The following is a 21,027-nucleotide window of genomic DNA, read 5'->3' as shown; positions in this document are numbered from 1 at the left end:
CTTAGAACTTGTAGCCCAGGCCGACCATGTAGACCATCGGGTCCACGTCGACATTGACCTTGGCACGGGTGCCGCCGGCCACGGCATTGTTGTCCACGTAGGCGGTGGTGTCGATGTCGATGTAGCGGACCTGGGCGTTGATCATCACGTTGTCGGTGAGCATGTAGTCGGCACCGACCTGCCAGGCCACGCCCCAGGAATTCTTCGCGCGGAAATTGTCGAAGCCGGCGGCATTGGCTTCGCTGCCGACGTGCTCGTCGTAGATCCAGGTGTAGTTGATGCCTGCACCGACATAGGGCTGGAATGCCGACTTGTTGTCGAGCGGGTAGTACACCACGCTCAGGGTCGGTGGCAGGTGCTTGAGGGTGCCGAGCTTGCCGTTGGCGGCGCCGAGGGCGGTGTTCTTGAGTTTCACGTCGTGTTCGAACGGGGTGGCGGCCAGCAGTTCGAGGCCGACGTGATCGGTGAGCATGTAGGCGAAGTTCAGGCCCAGCTGGGTGTCGCTGCTCATGGTCGCCTTGCCGCCGAGGTCGGCGCCGGCCAGCGGGCCGCGGTCGACCTTGACGCTGGAACTGTCGGCTTTCGGATTGACCGTGATCGCCCCGGCGCGAACGATGATGTCACCGGCATCGTGGGCATGGGCGAGCGGGGCGGCGAGGGCGAGCGCGACGAGGGACGCGCTGAGCAGGGACTTGTGCATGGAAGGCTCCAGAGGACGTTTCGAATTCACTGGAGCCAATGGTAAAGAGCGAGCTGATCCGGTCTTTGACTCAGCTCAATGAAAGGCGAGTTGCCTTATTCCGGCAACTCGTACACGTAGATCTTCTGCGCCTCCATGCTATAGCCGGCATCCGCCAGCTCGCTGGTGCTCGGCTTGACCTGCAGTTCGCCCTCGATCCAGTACGGCTGGTACAGCTCGTCGAGCTTGACCCCCAGCTCGCTGGTCACATGCACGATCTGGTTCGACGGCGGTGGCGGCACATGGATGCAGGCGCCGAAATACGGCACCAGCAGGAACTCGGTGGTGCGGCCTTCCTCACTCACTTCCAGCGGCACGATATAACCCGGCAGGCGCACATGCTGACCATCGAGGGCCTTGACCACCGGGGCATTCGGCAGGTCCTGCCTGGCTGCAGGGGCGGCCTCGGGGTCCATGTTGCCCAACTGCGACAGGTCATGCAGCGGGCGCATATCCGGGACTTCCGGCGGTGCGTCCGGCGGAATCATCTCCTGCCAGGCCAGCTCCCGCGGCTCGTCCTTGGCCCATGACGGCAGGGGCGCGAGCAACAGCAGCGCCAGCAGCAGGTGGGACAACACAGGCTTTTTCATCGCACAGACACTCATAAACGGATGGACAGGCCATCGGCCAGGGATTGTCGATAGGCGCGCCAGGCCGGCACGCTACCCATCAACAGGGCGGCGACGAGGATACCGCCGAGCAGCGTCCATTCATATTCGCTTGGCCAGGACAGCGGCAGGTACAGCCCGTAGTTCGACTGCACATAACCCTGGGCCAGGGCGATGCACAGATACAGCAGGCCCACCCCGGCGACCACCCCGGACAACGCCAGGGCAAAGGCTTCCAGCACCAGCAGGCTGGCGATATGCCAAGGCCGCGCGCCCACCGAACGCAGGATCGCCATCTCCCGGCGGCGCTCGTTGAGGCTGGTGAGGATCGCCGTGAGCATGCCGATCAAGCCGGTCAGCACCACGAACAGCGAGACCACGAACAAGGCCTTTTCCGCCGTGCCCATCAGGCTCCAGAGTTCCTGCAAGGCCACGCCCGGCAGGATCGCCAGCATCGGCTCGCCCCGGAACTCGTTGATCTCGCGCTGTACGGCGAAGGTCGCGATCTTGCTCTTGAGGCCGAGCATGAAGGCTGTGATCGCCTGGGGCGTGAGGTCCATGTTGCGCGCCTGGTCGGCGCTGATCCGCCCGGCGCCGCGGGCCGGTACGCCGTTGTGCCAGTCGATGTGGATCGCTTCCATGCCGCCGAGGCTGATATGCAGCGTGCGGTCCACCGGCGTCCCGGTACGCTTGAGAATGCCGACCACGGTGAACGGCTTGTCATCGTGCTTGACCAGGCTGATGGCCGCGACGCCATGGGCCAGCACCAGCTTGTCGCCGAGCTTGTAGTGCAGGGCGTCGGCGACTTCGGCGCCGAGCACCACTTCGAACGGATCGCTGGCGAAGGCGCGGCCGGTGGCCAGTTCCAGGCTCTGCTGGTGACCGTACTGATAATGCTCGAAATAGGACTCGTTGGTGCCCATCACCCGATAGCCGCGATGGGAGTCGCCGAGGGAGATCGGGATGGCCCATTTCACCTGCGGATTGCTGGCGAAATGCTCGTAGCTGTCCCAGCGGATGTTGTTGGTGGCGTTGCCGATGCGGAACACCGAATACAGCAGCAGGTTCACCGAGCCCGAGCGGGCGCCGACGATCAGGTCGGTGCCGCTGATGGTGCTGGCGAAGCTGGCGCGGGCTTCGGTGCGCACGCGTTCCACGGCCAGCAGCAGACAGACCGAAAGGGCGATGGCAAAGGCCGTGAGAATGGCGGTAAAGCGGCGGTTTGCCAGGCTGGCCAGGGCCAGTCGTAACAGATACATCTCAAACCTCCGCGGGCGCGGCCGCGCGATTCAGTTCGGCCAGGGACAGGTGACGATCGAACAGCGGTGCCAGGCTCTGGTCATGGCTGACGAACAGCAGGCTGGAACCGGCTTCCCGGCACTCGGCGAACAACAGACGGATAAAGGCTTCGCGGGCGTCGTAGTCGAGGGCCGAGGTCGGCTCGTCGGCGATCACCAGTTCCGGCTGGCCGATCAGTGCGCGGGCGGCGGCGACCCGTTGTTGCTGGCCGATGGACAGGGAGTCGGCACGTCGTTCCAGCAATGCCGGGTCCTTCAGGCCGAGGTGAGCGAGCAGGGTTGCCGCGGCCTGGTCGATGCTGCCGTGGCGTTGGCTGGCGCGGCTGGCGCGCAGTTTGGAAAAATGGCAGGGCAGTTCGACGTTCTCGCGCACAGAGAGAAACGGCAGCAGGTTGAACTGCTGGAAAATGTAGCCGGTGTGATCGACGCGAAAGCGGTCGCGGGCGCCTGCTCCGAGTTCGGTCAGTTCCTGGCCGAGCAGGCGGATGCTACCCCGGCTGGGCTTCTGCACGCCGCCCAGCAGGCCGAGCAGGGTGGTCTTGCCGCTGCCGCTGGGGCCCTTGAGAAACAGGGTCTCGCCGGGCTCCAGGCGGAACGCGGGAATGTCCAGCAACTGCGGGTGACCGGGCCAGTTGAAGCCCAGGTCGGACAGTTCGATAAGTGCTTGGGTCATGGGAGCCGATTCATGTGGGGCATACCCCTGTGGAAGCGGGCTTGTCCGCGAAGCGTGGTCATGCGGTATCACACGGGAACCGGGTCACCTTCTTCGCGGGCAAGCCCGCTCCCACAGGATTCATGGATGTCAGAACTTCAGGGTGGCGGCCTTCGGCGTCGCATCCACGCCCTGCTGGCCGCTTGGCGAGATGAGTTGTACCTGAATTTTCTGGGTCGCGGGGAAGGTCTTGAAGACCTGGGTCAGGTCGAGCTGCTTGAGGGCTTGCGGGGTGCTGCAGGTGAACTGGTAGTGGGCGTGGATTTCGCTGTGGTCGTGATGATGTTCGTGCTCGTCGGTGCCCTTGGCGTGATCGTCGTCATCGTCATCGTGGTCGGCGTCTTCCGGGGCCGGATCACCGAACAGCGGACTTTCCAGTTCCTGGTTGGCGACCACGCAACCGGCCTCCCTGGGCAGGTTGAACAGCGCCAGCGGCTTGTCGAGCAGGGCGCGCACGGCGGCGACCCTGGCCTTGTCGGCGTCGCTGGTGGCCGCGTGCTCGAAGCCCACGAGGTTCATCGCCGGGCTTTGCAGTTCCAGCTCCAGGGTCTGTGCGTCGAGGGCTGCGTTCAAGCGGCCGACACCATGTTCGTGGGCGCCGAGGCTGCCATGTTCTTTTTCATGGGCCTGGGCGGCGACCAGGGGCAGCAAGGCAAAAGGCAGGGCGAGAAGCAGGCGGCGCATAGCGTTTCTCCGGAAACGACGAGAGGGTGTTTTGTTATGTGATCTTATAACAATTTATCGCGCTTGCGGCCACTCGCTTGGCGATCCGGCTGACCCATGGGAGCATGCGCGCAGGACTATTCGGTCAAGGGTATCGAGGACGGTTTTATGGTGCGGATTCGCGGAACCATCGGTGAGTGGCCGGTGGATTTGACAGTGGAGTTGGATGACGGCGATTGGGCCCGGCTTGGCGCGCAGTTGCAGGTGGAGACGCCGCAGGAGCCGGTGGTGGCGGCCAGGCCGGTGAGCCAGGACGATGCGCTCTGGCAGTTGACCAGGGATCTGGTGCGTCAGGCCGGGCAGATCAGCGGACCGGAGTTGCTGGAGCAACTGGAAGGCTTGACGGGCAGCACCGCGGCCGCCAAGCGGCTGCTGGTGCGCCTGCGTCATTGCGCCGAGGTCAAAGTGCTGAGCGGCGCTGATTCACCGCTCTACAGCTGGGTCGGGGTTTGACCGGCGGGCACGGACCTTGTCTCGCCTGCATACGACAGGGATCCTGCAGGAGCCGGCTTGCTGGCGATGAACGATAACGCGGTCTGACGGATGCACCGCGGCGCCTGCATCGCCGCGCAGACCGTTTTCGTACAGAGCCTAGTACAACGCCGCGAACAACTTGCGCCGGTAGGTGGTCACCAGCGGATGGTCGTTGCCCAGCAGGTCGAACACTTGCAACAGGGTCTTGTGGGGCAGGCCTTCGCTGTAACCGCGGTTGCGGGTGAACAGCTTGAGCAGGGCATCCAGCGCGGCGTCGTACTGCTGGCGGGCCAGTTGCTGGATCGCCAGTTGGTAGACCGCCTCGTCGTCTTGCGGATCCTGCGCCAGGCGGGCTTTCAACTCGGCGGCATCCGGCAGGTCGGCGGCCTGGCGCAGGAACGTCAGCTGGGCCTTGGCGCCGGCCAGGGCGGCCTTGTGTTCGTCGCCCTTGACCGCCTCGAGCACGCTTTGCGCTTCGCCCAGCTCACCCCGTTCGGCGAGGCAGCGGGCATACAGGATCAGCGCCTTGGCGTTGCTGTTGTCTTCGCCCAGCAGCGTCACCAGGACCGCTTCGGCGTCGGCGATCCGGCCTTCGGCGAACAGCGCCTGGGCCTGTTCGAACGGATCGGCTGCGGCCGGCGGCGGCATCTGTACATGGGGTTCGAGCATGGCGCGTACCGCCGACTCCGGCTGAGCCCCGGCGAAGCCGTCCACCGGCTGGCCGTCCTTGAACAGCACCACGGTCGGCAGGCTGCGGATACCGAAGCGGGCGACGATGTCCTGCTCGGCGTCACAGTCGACCTTGGCCAGCAGCAGTTCGCCCTGATAGCTCTCGGCGATCTGTTGCAGCATCGGCATCAGCGCCTTGCAGGGCGCACACCATTCGGCCCAGAAATCCACCAGCACCGGTTTGTGGAACGAGTTCTGGATCACCGCCTGGTCGAAGTTCAGGGCGGTGGCGTCGAAGATGTAGGGCGTGTCCTGAGTCATCGGGAATCTCGAAGAGCGTGGAATGGTGCAACTATAAGGCCTGGGGCGGGTTGGCCGAAAGCGGCGGTTGCGCCTCAGGGCCGGCTGGCGTGGTACAGGCTGACCTGGCGAAACTCATGCGGCTCCATCAGGTCCGGCAGGGTCAGGGCTTCGAGCATTTCCAGGCGCCGGTACAACGGGTGATGGAAGTCCCGTACCCGTGAGTCGGCCACCAGCGTTTCGCGGCCACGGCTGAGGAACTGATCCAGCAGTGGCAGGTTTTCCCGGTCATAGAGGACGTCGGCGACCAGGATCAGGTCGAAGCGGTCGCTCTCGGCGAAAAAGTCCGCGGAATAACTCAGCTCCACGCCATTGAGCGTGGCATTCGCCCGGCACGCGGCCAGCGCCAGCGGATCGAGGTCGCAGGCCACCACTTCCAGTGCCCCGGCCCTGGCCGCGGCAATCGCCGCCACGCCGGAGCCGGCACCGAAATCCAGCACCCGCTTGCCGGCCACCCAGTGGGGGCGTTCAGCCAGGTAGCGGGCCAGGGCCAGGCCACTGGCCCAGCAGAAACTCCAGTAAGGTGGCTCGTGGAGGATCCGCAGGGTCTCTTCCGAGGTGAAGGCGCGGTCCATGTTCCCGGCGTCGATCAGCCACAACTGCAGATCGGTCTGCGGCAGAGGGCAGGCCACCAGTCGCGCATCCCCCAGCAGCCCGCTCAGTGACTGTTGCAGGTCGAGCGGTGGATTCATGGTGCGCCGACGAATTGCAGTTGGCCCATGGCCTGGGTGGTCGGCTGGGTCACCGATACGGAGGGCAGGTGCAGGATCAGTTGCCCGGACTGGCTGGCCCGGCCGCGCAGTTCGACGCGGCTGTTCGGCGGAAACACCTCCGGATTGAAGCGCAGGCGGAACGGCAGCGCCTGGCCGGTGCCATTGATCTTGCTGCTGGCCAGCAATTGTTGCGGACGACCACGCTCATCGATCACCAGCAGGGCCAGCTCGACCTCGGCATTGGCCGGCACGCCGAGCAGGGTGCCGCTCAGTTCACGCTGGAACGCCGGCAGCGGGCCGAGTTCTTCGTAGGGGCTGACCGGTTTTTGCGTCTGGACCTGGGGGACGGGTGCCGGCACGGGCTTGGGGGCGCTGCCGCAAGCGACAAGCAGGCCGGCGAGACTGAGCAAAACAAGCGGTCGTACTGACATCTACAGCTCCAACTGAGGCAGAAAACGGCGGTTCTGATGGGATAACGTTAGTCTGCCGACTGTATACCGCAAACCCTATGGCTTGTCTTGCCACGGGGATGCGCTACCATGGCCCTCCCATTTTTTGTTGCCTGCCACCATGCACTGTCCCTTCTGCGGTGCCAACGACACCAAAGTCATCGACTCGCGTCTGGTCGCCGAGGGCGAACAGGTGCGCCGCCGGCGTGAATGCCTGGCCTGCGGTGAGCGTTTCACCACCTTTGAAACCGCTGAACTGGTTTTGCCGCGCCTGATCAAGCAGGACGGCAGTCGCCAGCCCTTCGACGAAGAAAAACTCCGCGCCGGTATGCAGCGGGCCCTGGAAAAGCGCCCGGTGAGTGTCGAGCGCCTGGAAGCCGCGCTGGTGCACATCAAGCACAAGCTGCGGGCGACCGGCGAGCGCGAGATCAAGTCGCTGATCGTCGGCGAACTGGTGATGGCCGAGTTGCAGAAACTCGACGAAGTCGCCTACATCCGTTTCGCCTCGGTCTATCGTCGCTTCCAGGACCTCAACGAGTTCCGTGAAGAGATCGACCGCCTCGCCCGGGAGCCCGCCAAGGAATGAGTCTTTCCAGCGAACAGGCGGTGCTCGACGCCCACTACATGGCCCGTGCCCTGGAGCTGGCCCGCAAGGGGCGCTACTCGACGCACCCGAACCCGCGGGTCGGTTGCGTGATCGTGCGCGACGGCGTGGTGGTCGGCGAAGGCTGGCATGTGCGTGCCGGTGAGCCTCATGCCGAAGTGCATGCCTTGCGCGAGGCGGGCGAAAACGCCCGTGGTGCGACGGCCTACGTGACGCTGGAGCCGTGCAGCCACTTCGGGCGTACGCCGCCGTGCGCCGATGCGCTGGTCAAGGCCGGCGTGGGCCGGGTGGTCGCGGCCATGCAGGACCCGAATCCGGAAGTCGCCGGGCGCGGCCTCAAGCGCCTGGCCGACGCCGGGATCGCGGTGCACAGCGGCGTGCTCGAAGGTGAAGCGCGGGCGATCAACCAGGGTTTCCTCAAGCGCATGGAACATGGCCTGCCGTTCGTGCGGGTCAAGCTGGCGATGAGCCTCGACGGCCGCACCGCCATGGCCAGTGGTGAAAGCCAGTGGATCACCGGTCCCGCCGCGCGTTCCGCGGTGCAGCGGCTGCGGGCCCAGTCCAGCGTGGTGCTTACCGGCGCCGATACGGTGCTGGCCGACAAGGCCCGGCTGACCGTGCGCCCCGCCGAACTGGGCCTGGACCCCGAACTCACGGCCCTGGCCGAACGCCGGCCGCCGTTGCGGGTGCTGATCGACGGGCGCCTGCGGGTGCCGCTGGATGCGGCCTTCTTCCTGGCCGGTCCGGCACTGGTGGTGACCTGCGCAACGACCGTCGGCGCCGACTACCAGGCCGCCGGGCATGAAGTCCTGAGCGTGCCGGGCAGCGACGGCCAGGTCGACCTGCGCCAGTTGCTCGGCCTGCTGGCGGCCCGTGGCGTCAACGAACTGCTGGTCGAAGCCGGTCCACGCCTGGCCGGGGCCTTTGCCCGACAAGGCCTGGTGGACGAATACCAGATCTTTGTCGCCGGCAGGTTCCTCGGCTCCAGCGCGCGTCCGTTGCTGGACTGGCCGCTGGAGCGGATGAGCGAGGCGCCACGGCTGAAAATCACTGAAATGCGCGCGGTGGGCGATGACTGGCGAGTCACCGCGATACCTGACCCGGCACCCGGCGTATAATTTGCGGCTTGCGCCCTGCGCTGGCTCGTTCTCGAGGAGGATTTCATGTTTACCGGCATTATCGAATCCATCGGCAGTATCCGTGCGCTGAGCCCAAAAGGCGGCGACGTGCGGGTCTATGTAGAAACCGGCAAGCTCGACCTTGGCGACGTCAAGCTCGGCGACAGCATCGCGGTCAACGGCGTGTGCCTGACCGCCGTGGAGCTTCCGGGCGACGGTTTCTGGGCTGACGTCAGCCGCGAAACCTTGGACTGCACCGCGTTCAACGAATTGAAGGCCGGCAGCCGGGTCAACCTGGAAAAGGCCCTGACCCCGACCACCCGTCTCGGCGGTCACCTGGTCAGCGGTCACGTCGACGGTGTCGGCGAAGTCGTGGCCCGTGAAGAAAACGCCCGGGCCATCCAGTTCCGCATCCGTGCGCCGAAAGACCTGGCCAAGTACATCGCCCACAAGGGTTCGATCACCGTCGACGGCACCAGCCTGACGGTCAACGCGGTGAATGGCGCCGAGTTCGAGCTGACCATCGTCCCGCACACCCTGGCCGAAACCATCATGGCCGACTACCGCCCCGGTCGTCAGGTCAACCTCGAAGTCGACCTGCTGGCCCGTTACCTGGAGCGCCTGCTGCTGGGCGACAAGGCTGCCGAGCCGTCGAGCGGTGGCATCACCGAAAGTTTCCTGGCCGCCAACGGCTACCTCAAGTCTTGAAAGAAGGGGGTGCCGCGTGGCGCTCAACACGATTGAAGAGCTGGTCGAAGACATTCGCCAGGGCAAGATGGTCATCCTCATGGATGACGAAGACCGCGAGAACGAAGGCGACCTGATCATGGCCGCCGAATGCTGCAAGGCCGAGCACATCAACTTCATGGCCAAGCACGCCCGCGGCCTGATCTGCATGCCGATGAGCCGCGAGCGTTGCGAGCTGCTCAAGCTGCCGCTGATGGCGCCGCGCAACGGTTCCGGTTTCGGCACCAAGTTCACCGTCTCGATCGAGGCCACCGAAGGCGTCACCACCGGCATCTCCGCCGCCGACCGCGCGCGCACCGTGCAAGCGGCGGCCGCCAGGGATGCCAAGGCCGAAGACATCGTCAGCCCCGGCCACATCTTCCCGCTGATGGCCCAGCCCGGCGGCACCCTGGCCCGCGCCGGCCACACCGAGGCTGCCTGCGACCTGGCGCGCATGGCCGGTTTCGAACCGAGCGGGGTGATCTGCGAAGTGATGAACGACGATGGCACCATGTCCCGTCGTGCCGAACTCGAGACTTTTGCCGCCGAACACAACATCAAGATCGGCACCATCGCCGACCTGATCCACTACCGGATGATCCACGAACGTACCGTTCAGCGGATTGCCGAGCAGCCGCTGGACAGCGAACTGGGTCATTTCACCCTGGTGACCTATCGTGATTCGGTCGAAGGCGACGTGCACATGGCCCTGACCCTGGGCAATGTCTGCGCCGAAGAGCCGACCCTGGTTCGCGTGCACAACATGGACCCGCTGCGCGACCTGCTGATGGTCAAGCAACCGGGTCGCTGGAGCCTGCGGGCCGCCATGGCCGCGGTGGCCGAGGCGGGCAGCGGGGTGGTGCTGCTGCTCGGGCATCCGCTGGATGGCGACGTGCTGCTGGCGCATATCCGTGAAACCGCCGACCACGCGCCGGCGAAAAAACCGACCACCTACAGCATTGTCGGTGCCGGTTCGCAGATCCTGCGCGACCTCGGTGTGCGCAAGATGCGCCTGATGAGCGCGCCGATGAAGTTCAATGCGATATCCGGTTTCGACCTGGAAGTAGTAGAATACGTGCCCTCCGAATAAAAGGCTGGCGGGTGCCGGCCTTGATTCGCGGTTCAAATATCACTGAGGGGCGCGTACTTGACGCGTCCCGGCTCTTTAAGAGATTTGTCGAATGACCCTGAAGACCATCGAAGGTACCTTCATCGCCCCTAAAGGCCGCTATGCCCTGGTGGTCGGCCGCTTCAACAGCTTCGTCGTCGAAAGCCTGGTGAGCGGTGCCGTTGACGCCCTGGTTCGTCACGGTGTGAGCGAAAGCGACATCACCCTCATCCGCGCGCCTGGCGCCTTCGAAATCCCGCTGGTCGCGCAGAAAGTCGCCCAGAAAGGCGATTTCTCGGCAATCATCGCCCTCGGTGCGGTCATTCGTGGCGGTACCCCGCACTTCGAATACGTCGCCGGCGAGTGCACCAAGGGCCTGGCCCAGGTGTCCATGGAGTTTGGCGTGCCGGTAGCCTTCGGCGTACTGACCGTTGACTCCATCGAGCAGGCCATCGAGCGTTCCGGCACCAAGGCCGGCAACAAAGGTGCCGAAGCTGCCCTGTCCGCCCTGGAAATGGTCAGCCTGCTGTCGCAGTTGGAGGCGGTGTGATTAGCGACGAAAGCGATCGTTTCAACCCGCGCGATCCGAAGCCTGAAGGCAGCGGCAAGCCGTCCAAGAGCGCCAAGCGTCGCGAAGCCCGTCAGCTCGCGACCCAGGCACTCTACCAATGGCACATGGCCAAGCAGTCGCTGAACGAAATCGAAGCGCAGTTCCGGGTCGATAACGACTTCAGCGATGTCGACGGCGCCTACTTCCGTGAAATCCTCCACGGCGTGCCGCAGTTCAAAAGCGAGATCGACACCGCGCTCAAGCCATGCCTGGACATCGAGATCGACGAACTGGACCCGGTCGAGCTGGCGGTCCTGCGCCTGTCCACCTGGGAACTGCTCAAGCGCGTCGACGTACCGTACCGCGTGGTGATCAACGAAGGGATCGAACTGGCCAAGGTCTACGGTTCCACCGACGGTCACAAGTTCGTCAACGGTGTGCTCGACAAGCTGGCACCGAACCTGCGCGAAGCCGAAGTGAAGGCGTTCAAGCGCTGACCGGCGCTTGCACTTCCCATGGGTGAGTTCGAGCTGATCCGCAACTTCTTTGCCGCCGCGCCCTGTGCGCAGGCCGGCGAAGGCGTTGACCTGGGGATCGGCGACGACTGCGCCCTGCTCAGTGTTCCTCCCGGGGAACAGCTGGCGGTTTCCACCGATACCCTGGTGGCCGGGGTGCATTTCTCCGACCCCTGCGATCCTTTCCTGCTCGGACAGCGCGCTCTGGCCGTCGCCGCCAGTGACCTGGCCGCCATGGGCGCCACGCCCATTGCCTTTACCCTTGCCCTGACCCTGGCGCATAACGAAGCGGGCTGGTTGCAGGCGTTCGCCCAAGGGTTGAACCAGATGGCGCAGCACTGTGCCCTGCGGCTGGTGGGGGGTGATACCACGCGCGGCCCCCTGAGCGTGACACTGACGGTGTTTGGCCGGGTGCCGGTCGGGCAGGCACTGACTCGCGGCGGTGCGCAGGTTGGCGACCTGCTGTGCGTGGGTGGCGAACTGGGCAATGCGGCAGGCGCCTTGCCGTTGGTGCTGGGCCAGCGCACGGCCGCGCCGGCAATTGCCGAACCGCTGCTGGCCCACTACTGGTCGCCTCGGCCGCAGTTCGCCCTGGGCCTGGCCTTGCGCGGCAAGGCGAACTCGGCGCTGGATATTTCCGATGGACTGCTGGCCGATTGCGGGCATATCGCGAGCGTGTCCGGCGTGCGTCTGCTGATCGAGCGCGAAAAGCTGCCACTGTCCCCGGCATTGCTGGCGTTTCTCGGCCAGACTTCAGCCGGGGATGCAGCGCTGAGTGGCGGTGACGACTACGTGCTGGCATTCACCCTGCCACCGGCTGAGCTGCCCGGACTGTTGCTCAACCATCCTTCGGTGCGGGTGGTCGGGCAGGTGGTCGCCGGACAGGGCGTGGCACTGCTGGATGCCGACGGCCAGGACATCACCCCGCAGATCCGGGGCTACCAACATTTTCCGGAGACACCGTGACAGATCATCCCAAACAGGTCCCCGCTGAATTCGTGCCACCGTCGGTGTGGCGCAATCCCTGGCATTTCCTCGCCTTCGGCTTCGGCTCCGGCACCTTGCCCAAGGCCCCGGGCACCTGGGGGTCGCTGGTTGCGCTACCCTTTATCCCGTTATGGCAGATGTTGCCGGACTGGGGTTACTGGCTGATGCTCGGCATCACCATGCTGTTCGGCTTCTGGCTGTGCGGCAAGGTGGCCGACGATCTGCGGGTGCATGACCACGAAGGCATCGTCTGGGACGAAATGGTCGGCATGTGGATCACCCTCTGGCTGGTGCCGGAAGGCTGGTACTGGCTGTTGGCGGGGTTCCTGATGTTCCGCTTCTTCGACATCCTCAAGCCGTGGCCGATCCGCTGGATCGACCGGCATGTGCATGGCGGCGTGGGGATCATGCTGGATGACGTGCTGGCCGGGGTGTTCGCCTGGCTGGCCATGCAGGGATTGGTGCATTTCCTTACCTGAGGGATTGGGTATGTCTGGCTGTCGCTTGTGGGGGCTGCTGTTATCGCTGTTGCTCTGTCCGCTGGCCTGGGCCGCTGAGAACCCGGGCCTGCCCGCGCAGATCCGCCTGGTCAGCGAGGAGTGGATCGACTACACCAATGCCGATGGCAGCGGGCTGGCCTGGGATGTGCTGCGGGAGATATTCGAGCCCCGGGGCGTCAAGGTCGAGATCCGCAGCGAACCCTACATCCGCTCGGTCGGCCTGGTGGAGCGCGGCGAGGCGGATGCCTGGGTCGGCTCCTACAGCAAGGAAATCAGCGACGCCCTGTACCCGCGCTGGAACTTCGATACCGACCATATCTACGCCCTGGGGTTGGCCAGCAACCCGGCCCCCAGCCTGGAAACCCTGGGTGCCTATCGCCTGGCCTGGGTGCGCGGCTACAAGTACCAGGACTACCTGCCCAATGTGCGCCACTTCAACGAGGTCCGCCGTCGCGACGGCATCCTCTCGATGCTGCAGCACAGTCGTGCCGACTACTACATCGACGCCGTGGCCGAGGTCGACTATGTCCTCGGCCAGGCCCCGGACCCCACGGTCTTCCGGCGTACCCATCTGCTGGAACTGCCGCTGTACCTCGGTTTTTCCGACAGCGAGCGGGGACGGGCGTTGCTGGCCCTGTATGACCAGCGGATGGATGAGCTGGTCAAGGGCGATCGGTTGCGCCATCTGTTCGAGCGCTGGAAACAACCTTATCCGTTCGAAACCGGCAGCGCCCCGGCGGCAACCAATCAAACTTATTGATAGTTATCATGGATAATTCGGCCTAAGCGTCTGTAGGAACCTCCTGTTACAATGCGACCTCTGCGAATTTCCAGTCCTCATACTGATCAGGAGCACACGGTGCCCGTCGTTTTCGTCGCCGCTTCCAAACTGCCCACCCCTTTTGCGACCTTCACCATGAACGGCTTTCTCGAAGAAGCCACCGGTCGTGAACACGTCGTGCTGACGCTCGGGGATGTGGCTGATGGTGCACCGGTTCTTGGCCGCGTGCACTCCGAATGCCTGACTGGCGATGCCTTGTTCAGCCAGCGTTGCGACTGTGGTTCGCAACTGGAAGCCGCCTTGCAGGCAATTGCCCGCGAAGGGCGTGGCGTCCTGCTGTACCTGCGCCAGGAAGGCCGTGGCATCGGCCTGATGAACAAGATCCGTGCCTACGAATTGCAGGATGGCGGTGCCGACACGGTCGAGGCCAACGAGCGCCTGGGCTTTGCCGCCGACCAGCGCGACTACGCCATCTGCCTGCCGATGCTCGAACACCTGGGCATCCAGTCCCTGCGCCTGATGACCAATAACCCGCGCAAGGTCAAGGCGTTGACCGACATGGGCATCACCGTCGCCGAGCGCGTGCCGTTGCACACCGGCCACAACCCGCACAACAAACTCTACCTGGCCACCAAGGCTGGCAAGCTCGGCCACATGATGGGCAATGAGCACCAGAGCGAGGCCGATCCGGCGTGACCCGTGGTCAGGTCAAGCGTCGACTGGCGATCGGCTGGTACAAGCAACTGGTGCTGAGTGTGTTGCCGCTGTTTGTCGCCAACTGGTTTTTCGCCCGGTCGGAGTCGTTGTTGCCGGTGCTGGCGATGCCGTTCTTCATTGCCGGCGTGGCTTCGATGTTTATCAGCCTGCGGTTTTTCGGCGCCTACAAGCGTTCGCTGATCGCCACCCAGGCTGCCCTGGATACCCCCGAAGAACCGGCGGCCTGGATCGCCCTGGCGAATGTCCGGCGCAAGGCGCTGGTAGTGGCTGCACTGCCGACCTGGATCGGCACCCTGGCGGTCTTCGTCGGCCTGGAGGCGGTGCCACTGGTCTTGCTGGTGCTGTCCACCGTGGTGCTGTTCTACCTCTACCGCATTCCGCGTCAACTCGGCTGACGCATCGCTGGCTGGCGATTCTGCTGCCAGCCGCAGCGACCCCTGCCAGGCCATCGAGACACCCGATTCAGAGTCCCGGTGTCCAGATCACCCCGAACAGACTTTCCTCAGACCCGGCCGCCGCGCTGGCATTTCGGGCAATGCGACCGCTTGCGGGAACCGGCCAGCCGATTCCCGCAGGGGAGAGAGTTTTTTACAGCCCCAGCAGTTGCATGCGCCCAGTGACCGAAGCTTCGATCCCCGCCACATCCAGTCCGCATTCGGCGAGCATCTGTGCCGGCTTCGCGTGTTCCACGTAGGTGTCCGGCAGGCCCAGGTGCAGGATCGGCTTGAGCAGGTTGTCGCGCGCCAGGAACTCGCTGACCGCCGCACCGGCGCCGCCCATGATGGCGTTTTCCTCGATGGTCACCAGCAGTTCGTGGCTGCCGGCGATCTCGCGCACCAGGGCTTCATCCAGCGGCTTGACGAAACGCATGTCGACCACGGTCGCGTCGAGCTTCTCGGCCACCACCAGGGCTTCGGCCAGTTGCACGCCGAACACCAGCAGGGCGACCTTGCTGCCCCGGCGGCGAACCACGCCCTTGCCGATCTCGATCGGTTCCAGGTCTTTCTCGATGGTCGCGTTCGGGCCGTTGCCGCGTGGGTAGCGCACGGCCGCCGGGCCGTTGTACAGGTGGCCGGTGCTGAGCATCTTGCGCAGTTCGTTCTCGTCGCTCGGGGTCATCACCAGCATGCCGGGGATGCAGCGCAGGTACGACAGGTCGAAACTGCCGGCGTGGGTCGGGCCATCTTCGCCCACCAGGCCGGCACGATCGATGGCGAACAGCACGTCGAGGTTCTGCACCGCGACGTCATGCACCAACTGGTCATAACCGCGCTGCAGGAAGGTGGAGTAGATCGCCACCACCGGCTTTGCGCCTTCGCAGGCCATGCCGGCGGCAAAGGTCACCGCGTGCTGCTCGGCAATCGCCACGTCGAAGTAGCGCAGCGGGAAACGCTCGCTGAAGGCCACCAGGTCGGAGCCTTCCTTCATGGCCGGGGTGATGCCCACCAGCCGTGGGTCGGCGGCGGCCATGTCGCACAGCCATTCGCCGAACACACCTGAATACTTTGGTCCGCCGGCTTTCTTCGGCGCGGCGGCGGGAGCGTCCAGCGGTTCGAGCTTGGTGATCGCGTGATAGCCGATCGGATCTACCTCCGCCGGGGCGAAGCCCTTGCCCTTCTTGGTCACCACGTGCAGGAACTGCGGGCCCTTGAGGTCACGCATGTTGCGCAGGGTGGCGATCAGGGTCGGCAGGTCGTGGCCGTCGATAGGGCCGATATAGTTCCAGCCCAGCTCTTCGAACAAGGTGCCGGGGACCAGCATGCCCTTGGCGTATTCTTCGGTGCGGCGGGCGATTTCCCAGGCGCCGGGCAGGCGCGAGAGCACTTTCTTGCTGCCCTCGCGCATGCTCGCGTAGGTGCGGCTGGAAAGAATCTTCGCCAGGTAGTTCGACAGGCCGCCGACATTGCGCGAGATCGACATATCGTTGTCGTTGAGGATCACCAGCATGTTGGCGTCGACTTCCGGCGCATGGTTCAGCGCTTCGAACGCCATGCCCGCGGTCAGGGCTCCATCGCCGATCACCGCGATGGCCTTGCGGTCGCTGTTCTGCAGCCGGGCGGCGATGGCCATGCCCAGGGCGGCGCTGATGGAGGTGCTGGAGTGGCCGACGCCAAAGGTGTCGTACTCGCTCTCCGAGCGGCGCGGGAAGGCGGCCAGGCCGTCCTTCTGACGCAGGGTATGCATCTGCTCGCGACGACCGGTCAGGATCTTGTGCGGATACGCCTGATGACCCACGTCCCACACCAGCCGGTCATCCGGGGTGTCGAACACGTAATGCAACGCGATGGTCAGCTCGATGACCCCGAGACCGGCGCCGAAGTGCCCACCGGTCTGGCCGACCGAATAGAGCAATTCCAGGCGCAACTCATCGGCCAGGGTTTCCAGCTCGGCTTCACCCAACCGGCGCAGGCCGGCCGGCGTATCGGCACGGTCCAGCAGGGGCGTGGTCGGGCGCTTGCGGGGAATCTCATGGAACGTCGTGGGCATCAGGCGAATCGTTATAGGTATGGAGAGGCGGCAGTTTACCTTATGGAGCGCACGCTGCCCACGCGCTGTGACATCGGCGGGTCGGACGAGAGCCCCGCGCGGGTGCGAAAGGCCCGTGGCAACGCCAGGTCAGCTGCGCCGTTCAACGATATAGCGGGCCAGCTCGCGCAGCGGTTCGGCGGCCGCGTCAAACGGTCGCAGGGTGTGCAACGCCTGGTCGCGCAGTTCCAGGGCGTAGGCCTTGGCGTTGTCGAGGCCGAGCAGGGCCGGGTAGGTCGGCTTGTCCCGGGCGATATCGGCGCCCTGGCGCTTGCCGAGGGTCGCGGTATCGCTCTCGACGTCGAGAATGTCGTCCTGCACCTGGAATGCCAGGCCGATGGCCTGGGCGTAGGTCTGTAGGGACTTGAGCTCGTCTTTCTGCGCATCGCCGCTGGCGAGGGCGCCGAGGACGACACTGGCCTCGATCAATGCGCCGGTCTTGTGCCGGTGCATGTATTCCAGGGCTTTCTGGTCGAGCTTGAGGCCCACCGAGCCGAGGTCGATGGCCTGGCCTCCGACCATGCCGGCGGGGCCGGCGGCCTGGGCCAGGGTGCTGACCATGGTCAGGCGGATCTCGGCGCTCAGGTTGCTCAGGCGCGGATCGAGCAGGGCGCTGAAGGCCAGGCTTTGCAAACCGTCGCCGGCGAGGATGGCACAGGCTTCGTCGAAGGCCTTGTGGGTAGTCGGCTGGCCGCGACGCAGGTCGTCATCGTCCATGGCCGGCAGGTCGTCGTGGACCAGCGAGTAGGCGTGGATCAGTTCCACCGCGCAGGCCGCGCCATTGGCCTGTTCCGGCTTGCCGCCGAGGGCTTCGCAGGCGGCGTAGGCGAGCAGGGGGCGGACACGCTTGCCGCCGTTCATCACGCTGTAGCGCATGGCTTCGTAGAGGCGGGCGAGTTCGCCGCTCGGGGCGGCGAACAGCGTGTCCAGCGCGGCGTTGACCCGTTGCTGGCTGCTGTCCTGGTAGGCTTTGATCATTCTGGCTGTTCCGCGTCGAAGGGTTCTTCGGCCAGCTCGCCATCGCGCTCCAGCAGGATCTGCACCTTTTGCTCGGCCTGGGCCAGGGCGCCCTGGCAGTCGCGCGTCAGGCGGATGCCTTGTTCGAAAGCGGTCAACGAGTCTTCCAATGACAGCTCGCCGTTCTCCAGGCGCTCGACCAGCGTTTGCAGGTCAGCAAGGGATTGTTCGAAATCCAGGGAAACTTTTTTGCGGGCCATGGCGGCGATCTCGATAGGCGTTAAACCGGCGCGACACTAGCAGACAGCGGGTTTCGGGGCAAATGCGAGGGAGTTGCAGTCACGGTCCTGACGGGCCACCTATCCCTTGTAGGCGCTGGCTTGCCAGCGATGAGGCCCTTGAAGCTTGCATCATCCTTGCGGATGCCATCGCCAGCAGGCGGCTCCCACAGGTGGGAGATTATCCCGATTCCTGGCGAGGGGCATCCCGGTTTGTCCCGCTAGTCGGTACAAAGTCGTCTCTTTATAGTAGTCCATCGATCAAGGATGAATGATCGACATGGACCGCCCTCTCGTCGCCCCCGATATTCTCCTGCGCTTCTACACATAAGGCTGTCATCCATGGCGTCTTCTTCCGCTCGTACTCCCGGGACCGGTGTTCTGTTGCTGATCATCCTGGCCTGCCAACTGATGATAGTGCTCGACGTGACGGTGCTCTACACAGCCCTGCCACATATCCAGAAAGCCCTGGACCTGTCGCTGCCCGACCTGACCTGGGTACAGAACGCCTACACCCTGACCTTTGGCGGGATGATGCTACTCGGTGCGCGTTCCGGCGACCTGCTCGGGCGGCGCCGGGTATTTATCGTCGCCGTCACGGTCTTCACCCTGGCCTCGCTGCTCGGCGGGCTGGCGCAATCGGCCCACGAGTTGCTGATTGCCCGTGGCGTGCAGGGCATCGCCGCGGCGTTCCTCGCGCCGTCGACCCTGGCCCTGATGATGACCCACTTCGCCGCCGGTCCCCAGCGGCTGCGGGCGATCAGCTTCTACACGGCGGTGTCCGGCGGCGGTGGCGCGGTCGGGTTGGTGCTCGGTGGGGTATTGACCGACATGCTGTCCTGGCGCTGGGTGATGTTTATCAACCTGCCGGTGGGCATCGGCCTGTTCCTGCTGGCCTGGCGTTATCTGAAGGAAACCGAGCGACATACCGGGCATTTCGACCTGTCCGGCGCGCTGACGGTTACCCTGGGCATGAGCGCCCTGGTCTACTGCTTTGTCCGTGCCGGTGCCCAGGGATGGGACGATGCACCGACCCTGATCGCCCTGGCCTGTGCCCTGGTGCTGCTGACCCTGTTTGTCTGGATCGAACGTCGGGCCGAGCAACCGATCATGCCCTTGCACCTGTTCGCCAGCGCCGAGCGTTCCGGCGCCTATATCGGCCGGATGTTGCTGGTGGGCGGTATGGTCGGCACCTATTTTTTCCTGATCCAGTACGTGCAGGAGGTGCTCGGCTACAGCGCGCTCAAGGCCGGTGAAGCGTTTCTGGCGTTGACCATCACCCAGTTCGCCATGTCGATGTACGGCGTGAAGTGGCTGGCGCGGCATATCAGTGCCTCGACGATGCTGTTCTTCGGCCTGGGCACGGCGCTGGTGGGCATGCTGATGCTCACCGGGCTGGGTAGCGAAGTGGACTACTTCCCGCGGTTGATGCTGCCGTTGATCATTCTCGGGATCGGCTGCGGGGCGGCCTTTGTGCCGCTGACCAGCGCCGGGATCGCCGGGGTGGAACCGCAGAATGCCGGGGCCGCGTCCGGCCTGGTCAACGTCGCCCACCAGGTTGGCGGCTCCCTTGGCACGGCGGTGATCATTGCGATTGTCGGCATGGTTGCGCGGCTGTCGCCGCAGCCCGTCGCGGCGGGGGCCGATGCCCAGGCCCGCTTGGCCTTGAGCCAGGCGTTGTCGGTGGGCGCGACCAGTTCCGCGACCTTTTTCGCGCTGGCGCTGGTGGTGCTGTTCCTCACCTCGCGCCATACCCGGCGGCGGGAACGGCTTCAAGCGGCTGACGCGGCCTCCTGAACCCGGCTGGCCACCGCGCTCAGTTGCGAGCGCAGCCAGCGCTGGGCCGGGTCTGCATCATTGTGGCTGTGCCAGATCAGTTCCAGCGACCTCGACACGCAGTGATAGGGCAACTCCTGGGTCACCAGGCCCAGGGTCCGGCTGAACACGGCGGCGAGGGGGCGTGGGACGATCGCCATCAGGTCACTGTCTTCCAGCAGCATCGGAATGGCCATGAAATGCGGGATCAGCACCTGCCGGCGCGGCTGCAACCCCAGGGTTTCCAGGGCGTTTTCGAGGGCCGCGCGGTCGTAGCCGTCGGTTTGCCGGGACAGGCCGCGCTCCAGGATATAGCTCGGTGGCGCACCATCGGCGGCGGTGCCCAGCGACATGACCACCAGCGAATAGGCCGCCATGTCCTGCAGGGTCACGCAGCGCTGTGCGGTCGGGTGGTGTTTGCCGGTCACCAGCACTTCTTCCTGCTGCCACAGGGTATGCGAACGCAAGCGTTCCGGGCGGTCCTGGAACATGCCGAGGGCGACATCGATGCGCCCCAGGTCGATCTGTTCGGCCAGGTCCAGGCGGGTCGACGGCGTGATGACCAGGTTGACGCCCGGGGCCTCGGCAGCCAGCAGGCGGTTGAACGGCGGCAGCAGCACTGTCGACGAGTAGTCGCTGGCGGCGATGACGAACGAGCGCCGCGCCGAAGCCGGGTCGAAGGCCGTTGTCGCCCGGCTCAGCACGGCGTTGATGTTCAGCAGCGCCTCGCGCACCGCACCGCTGATCTCGAAGGCGTAGTGAGTCGGCGTCATGCCCTTGCCGGTGCGCACGAAGATCTCCTTGCCGACGCTGTCGCGCAGGCGTGACAGCGCATGGCTGACCGCCGACTGGCTCAGGTGCAGGCGCTGGCTGGCGCGCAGGACACTGCGTTCCTCCATCACGGCATCGAAGACCCGCAGCAGGTTGAGGTCGAGACGGTCGAAAGCAATCATTCACGGGGCTCCGGTGGCGATGGCGAATTCTGTGCCGAGCTGGCGCCGTGGGCAATCGGTGATGCAGGTTCCGTTGCTGATGATTGTTGTGCAGATTCGGCGAACGTTGAGAAGTGAATCCTGTGCACTTCGACAGTGCAGGAATGT

Annotated in this window: 25 protein-coding genes; 13 read left to right on the top strand and 12 right to left on the bottom strand. The window is 65.0% G+C overall.

All coding sequences use genetic code 11. The features are described from left to right. Position 1: 1 nt before the first annotated feature. From ACL9RJ_RS31525 to ACL9RJ_RS31505, 5 genes are all read right to left on the bottom strand, one after another. Positions 2 to 700 (bottom strand): OmpW/AlkL family protein, encoded by a 699-nt coding sequence (locus ACL9RJ_RS31525; RefSeq protein WP_017123271.1) that lies wholly within the window; start codon positions 698 to 700, stop codon positions 2 to 4. Between the two features lie 95 nt (positions 701 to 795). Next, the gene (locus ACL9RJ_RS31520; protein ID WP_017123272.1) at positions 796 to 1,329 is read right to left on the bottom strand and encodes a DUF3299 domain-containing protein; all 534 of its coding nucleotides are present in this window, start codon (positions 1,327 to 1,329) and stop codon (positions 796 to 798) included. 11 nt (positions 1,330 to 1,340) lie between these two features. Beyond that, on the bottom strand, positions 1,341 to 2,606 hold the full coding sequence (locus ACL9RJ_RS31515) for an ABC transporter permease (protein ID WP_017123273.1): 1,266 nt from the start codon (positions 2,604 to 2,606) through the stop codon (positions 1,341 to 1,343). Between the two features lies 1 nt (position 2,607). After that, positions 2,608 to 3,318 (bottom strand): ABC transporter ATP-binding protein, encoded by a 711-nt coding sequence (locus tag ACL9RJ_RS31510; protein WP_017123274.1) that lies wholly within the window; start codon positions 3,316 to 3,318, stop codon positions 2,608 to 2,610. Positions 3,319 to 3,447: 129 nt separating this feature from the next. Next, on the bottom strand, positions 3,448 to 4,041 hold the full coding sequence (locus ACL9RJ_RS31505) for a DUF2796 domain-containing protein (protein WP_017123275.1): 594 nt from the start codon (positions 4,039 to 4,041) through the stop codon (positions 3,448 to 3,450). A gap of 147 nt (positions 4,042 to 4,188) precedes the next feature. Here ACL9RJ_RS31505 and ACL9RJ_RS31500 point away from each other — a divergent pair, with 147 nt between their 5' ends. Next, the gene (locus tag ACL9RJ_RS31500) at positions 4,189 to 4,533 is read left to right on the top strand and encodes a hypothetical protein (protein WP_042934366.1); all 345 of its coding nucleotides are present in this window, start codon (positions 4,189 to 4,191) and stop codon (positions 4,531 to 4,533) included. Between the two features lie 138 nt (positions 4,534 to 4,671). Here the strand turns inward: ACL9RJ_RS31500 and trxA are convergent, their stop codons facing one another. The 3 genes from trxA to ACL9RJ_RS31485 all read right to left on the bottom strand — a co-directional run bounded on the left by trxA (position 4,672) and on the right by ACL9RJ_RS31485 (position 6,727). Continuing rightward, positions 4,672 to 5,544, bottom strand: a complete 873-nt coding sequence (gene trxA, locus ACL9RJ_RS31495) for a thioredoxin (protein WP_177083885.1) — start codon at positions 5,542 to 5,544, stop codon at positions 4,672 to 4,674. Positions 5,545 to 5,618: 74 nt separating this feature from the next. Then, positions 5,619 to 6,275, bottom strand: coding sequence for a class I SAM-dependent methyltransferase (locus tag ACL9RJ_RS31490; RefSeq protein ID WP_017123278.1), 657 nt, complete (start codon positions 6,273 to 6,275; stop codon positions 5,619 to 5,621). Next, positions 6,272 to 6,727, bottom strand: a complete 456-nt coding sequence (locus ACL9RJ_RS31485) for a YbaY family lipoprotein (protein WP_042934186.1) — start codon at positions 6,725 to 6,727, stop codon at positions 6,272 to 6,274. Before ACL9RJ_RS31485 ends, ACL9RJ_RS31490 begins: the two co-directional genes overlap by 4 nt. 139 nt (positions 6,728 to 6,866) lie before the next feature. Between ACL9RJ_RS31485 and nrdR the strand changes: the two genes are divergently transcribed. The 11 genes from nrdR (at position 6,867) to ACL9RJ_RS31430 (ending at position 14,746) form a co-directional block, all read left to right on the top strand. Then, complete coding sequence (gene nrdR, locus ACL9RJ_RS31480; RefSeq protein ID WP_177083888.1) at positions 6,867 to 7,331, top strand: transcriptional regulator NrdR; 465 nt, start codon at positions 6,867 to 6,869, stop codon at positions 7,329 to 7,331. Continuing rightward, positions 7,328 to 8,467, top strand: a complete 1,140-nt coding sequence (ribD, locus tag ACL9RJ_RS31475) for a bifunctional diaminohydroxyphosphoribosylaminopyrimidine deaminase/5-amino-6-(5-phosphoribosylamino)uracil reductase RibD (protein WP_422765976.1) — start codon at positions 7,328 to 7,330, stop codon at positions 8,465 to 8,467. The genes nrdR and ribD overlap by 4 nt, the downstream gene beginning before the upstream one ends. 45 nt (positions 8,468 to 8,512) lie before the next feature. Next, on the top strand, positions 8,513 to 9,175 hold the full coding sequence (locus ACL9RJ_RS31470) for a riboflavin synthase (RefSeq protein WP_017123282.1): 663 nt from the start codon (positions 8,513 to 8,515) through the stop codon (positions 9,173 to 9,175). Between the two features lie 16 nt (positions 9,176 to 9,191). Continuing rightward, positions 9,192 to 10,283, top strand: coding sequence for a bifunctional 3,4-dihydroxy-2-butanone-4-phosphate synthase/GTP cyclohydrolase II (ribBA, locus tag ACL9RJ_RS31465; RefSeq protein WP_017123283.1), 1,092 nt, complete (start codon positions 9,192 to 9,194; stop codon positions 10,281 to 10,283). A gap of 91 nt (positions 10,284 to 10,374) precedes the next feature. Then, complete coding sequence (ribE, locus tag ACL9RJ_RS31460; protein WP_017123284.1) at positions 10,375 to 10,851, top strand: 6,7-dimethyl-8-ribityllumazine synthase; 477 nt, start codon at positions 10,375 to 10,377, stop codon at positions 10,849 to 10,851. Then, positions 10,848 to 11,348, top strand: a complete 501-nt coding sequence (gene nusB / locus ACL9RJ_RS31455; protein WP_017123285.1) for a transcription antitermination factor NusB — start codon at positions 10,848 to 10,850, stop codon at positions 11,346 to 11,348. Before ribE ends, nusB begins: the two co-directional genes overlap by 4 nt. 18 nt (positions 11,349 to 11,366) lie before the next feature. Further along, positions 11,367 to 12,332 (top strand): thiamine-phosphate kinase, encoded by a 966-nt coding sequence (gene thiL / locus ACL9RJ_RS31450; protein ID WP_017123286.1) that lies wholly within the window; start codon positions 11,367 to 11,369, stop codon positions 12,330 to 12,332. Continuing rightward, positions 12,329 to 12,832: a phosphatidylglycerophosphatase A family protein gene (locus ACL9RJ_RS31445; protein ID WP_017123287.1), complete on the top strand. Its 504-nt coding sequence runs from the start codon at positions 12,329 to 12,331 to the stop codon at positions 12,830 to 12,832. The genes thiL and ACL9RJ_RS31445 overlap by 4 nt, the downstream gene beginning before the upstream one ends. 10 nt (positions 12,833 to 12,842) lie before the next feature. Beyond that, complete coding sequence (locus ACL9RJ_RS31440) at positions 12,843 to 13,613, top strand: substrate-binding periplasmic protein (RefSeq protein ID WP_017123288.1); 771 nt, start codon at positions 12,843 to 12,845, stop codon at positions 13,611 to 13,613. A gap of 99 nt (positions 13,614 to 13,712) precedes the next feature. Further along, positions 13,713 to 14,330 carry a GTP cyclohydrolase II gene (ribA, locus tag ACL9RJ_RS31435; RefSeq protein WP_017123289.1) on the top strand — a complete coding sequence of 206 codons (618 nt, stop codon included), beginning with the start codon at positions 13,713 to 13,715 and terminating at the stop codon, positions 14,328 to 14,330. After that, complete coding sequence (locus tag ACL9RJ_RS31430; protein ID WP_103032665.1) at positions 14,327 to 14,746, top strand: MFS transporter; 420 nt, start codon at positions 14,327 to 14,329, stop codon at positions 14,744 to 14,746. The genes ribA and ACL9RJ_RS31430 overlap by 4 nt, the downstream gene beginning before the upstream one ends. 193 nt (positions 14,747 to 14,939) lie before the next feature. Here the strand turns inward: ACL9RJ_RS31430 and dxs are convergent, their stop codons facing one another. The 3 genes from dxs to ACL9RJ_RS31415 form a co-directional block, all read right to left on the bottom strand. Continuing rightward, positions 14,940 to 16,838: a 1-deoxy-D-xylulose-5-phosphate synthase gene (gene dxs / locus ACL9RJ_RS31425; protein WP_422765975.1), complete on the bottom strand. Its 1,899-nt coding sequence runs from the start codon at positions 16,836 to 16,838 to the stop codon at positions 14,940 to 14,942. A gap of 129 nt (positions 16,839 to 16,967) precedes the next feature. Continuing rightward, positions 16,968 to 17,855: a (2E,6E)-farnesyl diphosphate synthase gene (ispA, locus tag ACL9RJ_RS31420; protein ID WP_017123292.1), complete on the bottom strand. Its 888-nt coding sequence runs from the start codon at positions 17,853 to 17,855 to the stop codon at positions 16,968 to 16,970. Continuing rightward, on the bottom strand, positions 17,852 to 18,094 hold the full coding sequence (locus ACL9RJ_RS31415; RefSeq protein ID WP_017123293.1) for an exodeoxyribonuclease VII small subunit: 243 nt from the start codon (positions 18,092 to 18,094) through the stop codon (positions 17,852 to 17,854). The genes ispA and ACL9RJ_RS31415 overlap by 4 nt, the downstream gene beginning before the upstream one ends. 360 nt (positions 18,095 to 18,454) lie before the next feature. Here ACL9RJ_RS31415 and ACL9RJ_RS31410 point away from each other — a divergent pair, with 360 nt between their 5' ends. Continuing rightward, positions 18,455 to 19,909, top strand: a complete 1,455-nt coding sequence (locus tag ACL9RJ_RS31410; protein WP_422765974.1) for an MFS transporter — start codon at positions 18,455 to 18,457, stop codon at positions 19,907 to 19,909. Here ACL9RJ_RS31410 and ACL9RJ_RS31405 read toward each other — a convergent pair. Beyond that, positions 19,885 to 20,880 carry a LysR family transcriptional regulator gene (locus ACL9RJ_RS31405; protein WP_177058208.1) on the bottom strand — a complete coding sequence of 332 codons (996 nt, stop codon included), beginning with the start codon at positions 20,878 to 20,880 and terminating at the stop codon, positions 19,885 to 19,887. The genes ACL9RJ_RS31410 and ACL9RJ_RS31405 overlap by 25 nt on opposite strands. Positions 20,881 to 21,027: the final 147 nt, after the last annotated feature.

Source organism: Pseudomonas sp. Mn2068, from assembly GCF_049319725.1.
In the GTDB taxonomy this organism is placed as follows: Bacteria; Pseudomonadota; Gammaproteobacteria; order Pseudomonadales; family Pseudomonadaceae; genus Aquipseudomonas; species Aquipseudomonas gingeri.
This window is presented reverse-complemented; position numbering and strand designations above follow the sequence as displayed.